General features: G+C 62.1%; 7 protein-coding genes. 1 reads left to right on the forward strand and 6 read right to left on the reverse strand.

The features are described 5' to 3' along the window. Positions 1 to 462 precede the first annotated feature (462 nt). The 3 genes from C816_RS10390 to C816_RS10400 form a co-directional block, all read right to left on the reverse strand. A complete protein-coding gene (locus C816_RS10390; RefSeq protein ID WP_040655185.1) occupies positions 463 to 1,113 on the reverse strand; it encodes an immunoglobulin-like domain-containing protein in 651 nt (216 codons plus the stop codon). Continuing rightward, positions 1,031 to 1,981, reverse strand: coding sequence for a hypothetical protein (locus C816_RS10395; protein ID WP_016322356.1), 951 nt, complete (start codon positions 1,979 to 1,981; stop codon positions 1,031 to 1,033). Before C816_RS10395 ends, C816_RS10390 begins: the two co-directional genes overlap by 83 nt. A gap of 76 nt (positions 1,982 to 2,057) precedes the next feature. Further along, the gene (locus tag C816_RS10400) at positions 2,058 to 2,633 is read right to left on the reverse strand and encodes a xanthine phosphoribosyltransferase (RefSeq protein WP_016322357.1); all 576 of its coding nucleotides are present in this window, start codon (positions 2,631 to 2,633) and stop codon (positions 2,058 to 2,060) included. 35 nt (positions 2,634 to 2,668) lie between these two features. Here C816_RS10400 and C816_RS23660 point away from each other — a divergent pair, with 35 nt between their 5' ends. Continuing rightward, positions 2,669 to 2,983: a hypothetical protein gene (locus tag C816_RS23660; protein WP_155978971.1), complete on the forward strand. Its 315-nt coding sequence runs from the start codon at positions 2,669 to 2,671 to the stop codon at positions 2,981 to 2,983. A gap of 178 nt (positions 2,984 to 3,161) precedes the next feature. On the opposite strand, the gene C816_RS10405 is transcribed toward C816_RS23660, so the two are convergent. The 3 genes from C816_RS10405 to C816_RS24530 form a co-directional block, all read right to left on the reverse strand. Next, positions 3,162 to 3,977 (reverse strand): P-loop NTPase, encoded by an 816-nt coding sequence (locus C816_RS10405; RefSeq protein ID WP_016322358.1) that lies wholly within the window; start codon positions 3,975 to 3,977, stop codon positions 3,162 to 3,164. Positions 3,978 to 4,045: 68 nt separating this feature from the next. After that, a complete protein-coding gene (locus C816_RS25455) occupies positions 4,046 to 6,271 on the reverse strand; it encodes an ATP-binding protein (RefSeq protein WP_155978972.1) in 2,226 nt (741 codons plus the stop codon). A gap of 247 nt (positions 6,272 to 6,518) precedes the next feature. Further along, the coding region (locus C816_RS24530) for a hypothetical protein (protein WP_207636918.1) at positions 6,519 to 6,726 on the reverse strand (208 nt) is incomplete at its 5' end.

Raw genomic sequence — 6,726 nt, forward strand, 5'->3', positions numbered from 1 at the left:
GTGCACGGTCCAAAAGAGAAAAAGACGCTGGGGCGGAATTTGGCCGCAGGGGCCAAATTCGCCCAAGTTACGGGGGCTGGTCTGAACCGGTGCCCATAAAACTTGCCAATCTTCTGCCGGGTGCGCTTGACAGCGTACCTTGCGGGGGCGCTCTGCCGCATTTGTGACTGCCAACGAGGGTGTTTTGCAGGTTTGACGCAAGGTCCCTAGCGTCTCTTCCCGCGCTTCGCGCCTGGCATGTTCCGTGTGGGGTGGGGGCCTATTCTGCCGGCTTTCTTTCGGCAGAACTGCGGGGCCTGCACCCTGTGCAGGCCATCCCCTCCAATACCCCCTGTACTTCCGACGGAACACCCTGTAGGGGCCGGGCTCTGACCCGGCCCGCCCCCCAACAACCTTCTGTTTTCCGGTAGAATACCTGTGGGGCCTGGTCCCCTGACCAGGCCATTTTCCCGCAGGTGCGGGTCAGCCCTTCTGAATAACAGGAGCGCCGTTTTTCAGCTGGAAGGAGGAGGCGGTATAGCTGTGGAAATCCATCTCCTGCAAATCCTGGGAGGACGTATACAGCGGAAACACCAGCCGGTAGGTTCCGTCGGGAAGGCTGGAGTAATACTCCTTGGCAAAAGTGTAGGTGCAGCTTTCTTTCGGAGGCAGCGTATGAAGCTCCGTGGTTATCGCTCGGGCCAGGGGCACGGTGTACCACCAGCCCGCCAGGGACACCTCCAGTCCGACACCGCCGCCATTGGAGTGGATCAGCGGGGTGCTGGCGCCGTTCCGGATGGTCCATGAAAGGTTTTCACCGCTGAGGTCCAATGTCATGCGCACCTCCCGGTCCAGATTTTCCGCCCGGGAGGGAGTCATGAACCGATGGTTCCACTGGCCGTCCCGGAGGGCCAGCAGAGGCAGAGCCCGGGACGCGTCCTGAGTGGTTTTCGCCTCTTTTGCAAACTGTTTCCAGATCGCCGGGAAGTCCACGTCCGCCAGCAGGGCATTTCCCTGGTTGTCCAGCCAGACGCCGCGGCAGTACACTGCCTCATAGTTCTCCGACAGGCCGTTGCCGCTGATGGAGAGCGCATAGACGGGCCAGGGGGTTTCCGGGATGGTCCAGTTGGTCACCGCGCGGCCCCTGATGGGGTTGAAGGCAGTTTCCAGAGCCGTTTTTTCCGGCCACACTCCCACATAAACGGAGGCCGAGGAGATGTTTTTTCCATCGTAACAGGACAGTGTTACGGTTCGCTGCAAGGCGAAGGACGGCTCCAGCAGGGTCTCCGCCTCCGCCACGGTCATTGTCCCGCGCGGGGGGGGGGGCGATGAGCTGCTTCGCCTCCTGAGCGGTGAGGAACGGAAGCTCCGTTCCGCCCCACTCCACCGCGGCAAAGCCGGTGCGCTGGAAAGCGGGCAGGTCCTGCTCCGGGATCTCCACCGGCTCCGCTAGGGGCCGCCAGGCCATGAACACCCGCAGGAGGCTGTCCGGCTGGGGGGTGATGGTCAGCCTGGCGCGGCTTGCGTAATCATCGAACTGGAAGGCGATGAGATTAAAGGCGTTCGCCTCCATCCGGGGCAGCCAGTAGACGATGAACTCGTTGGCCTCCCGGCGGGTGAGGCCCAGCTTTTCAAGGGACTCCTCCAAAAAGGCGGCAGTGTTCTCCCCGGGGACGCAGAAGCCCCGGGAGAAATCGCAGTCTCCATTGGAGACGCCTTCCCAATAGAGATAATTATAAGTCTGACCGCTTTTGTCCGTCAGTGTGCCGTCCGGGGCGGCGGTGACAGTCCAGCCGTCCTCGCCGTAGGCGGGATAGGTACAGGTCAGCTCTCCGTCATAGTCCAGGCGGACATTGACCTCGGCTTCCTTCTCCGGGTAGAGATAGATGACGGGCTTTGCGTCGTTGTCAGAGAAATCCTCCCGGCGGTCCTCCCGGCAGCCGGTAAGCGACGCGCACAGAAGCGCCGTCAGACACAGCAGGACAGTGATTTTATGCAACATAAAAATGCCTCCTTTTTATAGCGCTTATACAGACTAAGACGAAAAAGGGGCGATTTGGTTTCGGACTTCGGAAAAATCAGTTCTCCCGGAAGACGATGTTGCCGGGCTCGGCGCTCTCGATGATGGCCAGGGACTTGAGGTTCACTCCGGCGGCGCGGAGGCGGTCGCCGCCGCCCTGGAAGCCCTTCTCCACGGCGCAGCCGATGCCGACCAATGTGGCCCCGGCCTTGTCCACGATGTCGCACAATCCCCGCATGGCCTCGCCGTTGGCCATGAAGTCGTCGATAATCAGCACCTTGTCCTCGGAGGAGAACCACTCCTTGCTCACCAGCAGCGTGACCTTTTTCTTATAGGTGTAGGAGAAGATGTCGCTCTGGTACAGGCCGCCCTCGATGTTATCGCTCTTGGCCTTCTTGGCGAAGATCATGGGCTTGTTGAAGTGGCGGGCCACAATGGCGGACAGGGCGATGCCGCTGGCCTCGGCGGTGAGGATCATGGTCACCTCGTCCATGTTGAAGTGGCGGCCGAACTCCTCGGCGATGTGTTCCATGAGTTCCGTGTCGATGCGGTGGTTCAAAAAGCCGTCCACCTTGATGATGTTGCCGGGCAGAACCTTGCCCTCCTTGACGATGCGGTCCTTCAGTTCCTGCATAGCTGTCTCCCCCTTACTTTTTTGTAAAAATTTCTGTGAAAAAAATGTACTACCATTATCCCGGATTCCTGTGGATTTTGCAAGTGATTTTCCAGACAAAAACCCTCTCCCCAAGCAGAAAAGCCCTGTCTCTTTTCGACAGAAAGCACAAAAATGGGCAAAAGCCGCGCCGTGGGGAGACACAGCGCGGCCAGCCTGCGGAAAATGCGTTCAGAAAACTGGATGGAATTTCCAGGGCGTTCCGGCTTAGGCCATGTTTGAAAAATGGCGGAATGCCCAACGGCGAGAGATATTTTCGCCAATCAAGGCAAATTTTCGCAGGCGGGCTGACGCCCGGCAAGAACATTTAACGCAGAGTGGCGGATAAAGATCCACCGTTTGGGCGTTTTGACGGTTTGAAAACAGACTCTGAAAGAGCGCGGGAAACCCTTTTGAGGTTTCCCGCACACACCCTTCCTTCCCGCAGGATCGGTTTTCAGGTTTTGGAACGTCCGGCCGTGCCGTGTTTTCCACGGCGCGGCTGTCTGCTTATTCCAGAGCCTGGGCGACCTTGTCCAGCCACGCGCCCTGAAAGGACTCGATGTCTCCGGCGTCCACCAGGGCCGCCAGGGCGGGGTCAATGGGCATCTCCGCCAGCAGCTGGAGGCCGTGGCGGGCGGCCGCGGCGGCAGTCCTGCCCTCGCCGAAGAGGCGGAGCTTTTTGCCGCAGTCCGGGCAGGAGACGTAGCTCATGTTTTCCACCAGTCCTACGATGGGCACCTCCATCATCTCCGCCATCTTCACGGCCTTCTCCACCACCATGCTCACCAGATCCTGGGGGGAGGCCACCACCAGAATGCCGTCCAGAGGGATGGACTGGAACACGGAGAGGGACACGTCCCCGGTACCAGGGGGCATATCCACAAAGAGGTAGTCGCAGTTCCACAGCACGTCCGTCCAGAACTGCTGCACCACGCCGGAGATTACCGGGCCCCGCCAGACGACCGGGTCTGTCTCGTTCTGGAGCAGCAGGTTGGTGGACATCACCTGGATGCCGGTGCGGGTCTCCATGGGGCAGAGGCTCTCCTCGCTGCCCACGGCCTGGCCGTGGAGGCCGAAGGCCTTGGGGATGGAGGGGCCGGTGACGTCGGCGTCCAGAACACCGACAGTATGGCCCCGGCGGCGCATGGTCACCGCCAGCTGGCAGCAGGTCATGGACTTGCCCACGCCGCCCTTGCCGGACACGACGCCGTATACCTTGCCCACATGGGCGGCAGGATGGTGTTCTTTCAGCAGGGACTGGGGCTCCTGCCGCTCTCCGCAGCTCTCGCCGCAGGAGGCGCAGTCATGGGTACATTCGCTCATGATTTAATCTCCTTTTCAATTGCGTGTATTTTATAATGGTATATATGGAACTTATGCAGAGTGATATTTTATACCAGAGGGGCACCGCCCGTCAACCGCTGGATAAAAACGCCGCTGTCCCCGGCGAAGAATTCCGCCTCCCGGCTGTGGCAGGTGAAGAGGAGGATCTGCCGCTTTTGAGCCGCGGCGCGCAGATACCGCAGGGCGGCGGCGCAGCGGACGTTGTCGAAATTGGTTAGGGCGTCATCCAGGACGATAGGCACGCAGGCCTCCTCCGGCAGCACCAGGTCGCAGATGGCGAGGCGCACCGCCAGGTAGAGCTGGTCCACGGCTCCGGCGGACAGCAGGGCCGCATCCCGACAGACGCTGTCTCCGGAAGGCTCGGCGGAGAGACGGAAGCTCCGGTCCAGCGTCACGCCGGTGTAGCGGCCGTCCGTCAGCTCCCGGAAGATCTCCGCCGCCCGGCGGCCCAGCTCCGGGGAGAAACGGGTCTGGAGGGCGGTGTTGGCGGCGCTGAGGGCGTCCATTGCCAGCTGGATGGCGTCGTACTCCCCCTCCAGGGTCTGCATCTGCTCCCGCAGGTGGCCGGCGGAGGAGCGGAGCACCACCGGGTCCCCCAGGGCGTGGAGCTGTCCGGCGAGACGGTCCGCCTCGGAGCGGGCGGCGGCCAGGGCGTCCCGGGTCTCCTCCAGCCGGGCGGAGACCGTTTCCCGGCTCCGGGCGGGGACGGGGAGATCTGCCTCCTCCCCGGCGGCGGGAGTCTGCTGGGCCAGCAGGTCATAGCGGAGCCGGGCCTCCCGGGCGGCGGCCTCCGCCTCCGTCAGCTCCCGGCGGCGGACGGCGCAGGCGCGGAGGGCGGCGTCGGCGGCAGGCACGTCAAAGGCGGCGGGAGCGAAGCGGCGGACCTCCAGCAAAATACCCTGCTCGTTGGTGGTGAGGGAGCTGTACAGGCTGTCCGCGGCGGCGGTTTTAGCGGTCAGATCCGCCTGGGCGGCCTCCGCGGCCCGATAGAGGGCGGTGAAGTCCTCCAGCGACTTCTGCCGCTGCTCCCGGAGCGACCCGGCCCGGACCTCCCACTTCTTTTGCTTTTGAATCGTGAGCAGACTCAAGGCCAAAAGGCACAGCCCCCCCGCCCCGCAGCCGCAGCCGATGGACAGCCGCAGGTTTTGCTGGGCGAAAAAGACCATGGCGGCCCATAGCCCAGGGCCCAGGGCAAGGGTCAGCAGCACTCCCCAGAGGGGAAACCGGGGCCTGGGCTCCAGATTCAGGGGAAGCTGGGCCGCCTGCTCCGGCGTCTGGCCCGGAAAGGGGCTGTCGTTGACGGCGGCCTCCGCCCACAGTACCGCTTTCCGGGCTTCGTCCTGCTCCTCCCGGGCCTTTTTCAGGGACCGGCGCACGGTCTCCAGGTTGACGATGGCGCCCCGCAGGCGGCCGATGGCGTCGTTCTCCGGCACCCGCTCCGTCTCGATCTGTCGGCGGAGGTCCGCGGCCCGGCGGCCAGCCTCCTGGAGGGCGGTCTCTGCCTGGGAAAGGGCATGGCGCTGCCGGCTGGCTTCCCAGCGGCCGCAGGCGGTCAGCTCCTCCTCCAGGGAGGTCTTTTCGCCCTCCAATGTCTCCGCCCGCCTCCGGGCGGCGGCCAGCTGCACTTCCAGCTCCTCCAGCTCCTCCAGTTGGCGCTCTGTCTCCAGGAGCTCCGTCTCCAGGGCGGGGAGCTGGCCCGTCTTGTTGTGGCGGCGGCGGTTCAATTGTTTTTTTAATGTATCTGCGGCCTCGGAGTAGGAGGTGCCCTCCTCGCCGGAGGTGATGAGGGCGGCAATCCGCCGCTCCAGGCCCGGGTCCTGGGTGATGGCCAGCCCCGACTGGCGGATGAAGGCGCTGCGCTCAAACACCTCCCGGCTGACGCCCAGAAGGGTCTCGCCGCAGGTCGGGCCCGTCAGACCGGAGACCGGCTCGTTGGTGCCGGCATAGACCGCCTGGAACTCCCCCATGGGGGCGGTCTGGCGGCGGGTGGCGCGGGTCAGGGTCAGCTCCCGGTCTCCGGCGCGGCAGTCCAGCCGCCCGGACATGGCAACGCCGGCCCAGGGGGCGAAGCGGTTCTTGTCGGCGATGAAGCCGGCCCTGTCCCGCTCCCGGCTGTTGATGCCAAAGAGCATGGCCGAGAGAAACGCGCACCAGGTGGACTTCCCCGCCTCATTGGGGGCCTCGATGATATTCAGGCCGTCTCGAAGCTCCAGGGACTGGTTTTGGAGCCTGCCAAAGGTGGCGGACATCTTGCGGATCAGCAAAAAAATCACTCCTCGGAGAATATATTTTATAATGTGAGACAAAATAGAACGGGCAAAAATCCCGGAGAACTGTTTGTGAAAAACTGGGCATAGTGGTCTACTCATGACCATTATACCATATCATGGTTTGCTTGCACAGCCCATTTTCTGTTTTGCACAGAAGTAGTACCAAAAATCGGGGAAAGAGCTGGGCAGGTTGAAAAAACAAGAAAAAAGTGAAGAAAATGGGTTGACAAATGGAGCGCGATTTGGTATTCTAGCAAAGCTGTGAGGCGGTGCGGGAGCGCAGTTGAGCCGCAGGAAAAGAATTGAAAGAAATTCGAAAAAAGCGGTTGACAAACGCGAGAAGCGCTGTTATAATAGCAATGTTCCGCCGAAGAAGGCATGCACCTTGTAAATTAAACAACGTAACGAAAAGAAAGCACCAGAGTTCGTGGTCTTTGTAGGCCATGACGAAAAAGAGC

This window comes from Oscillibacter sp. 1-3 (genome assembly GCF_000403435.2).
GTDB lineage: Bacteria > Bacillota > Clostridia > Oscillospirales > Oscillospiraceae > Oscillibacter.

What these genes read in the sequence shown, in the direction of transcription:
- C816_RS10395 (WP_016322356.1), bottom strand. Translation starts at nt 1,981, where the DNA reads ATGTTGCATAAAATCACTGTCCTGCTGTGTCTGACGGCGCTTCTGTGC.
- C816_RS10400 (WP_016322357.1), bottom strand. Translation starts at nt 2,633, where the DNA reads ATGCAGGAACTGAAGGACCGCATCGTCAAGGAGGGCAAGGTTCTGCCC.
- C816_RS10405 (WP_016322358.1), bottom strand. Translation starts at nt 3,977, where the DNA reads ATGAGCGAATGTACCCATGACTGCGCCTCCTGCGGCGAGAGCTGCGGA.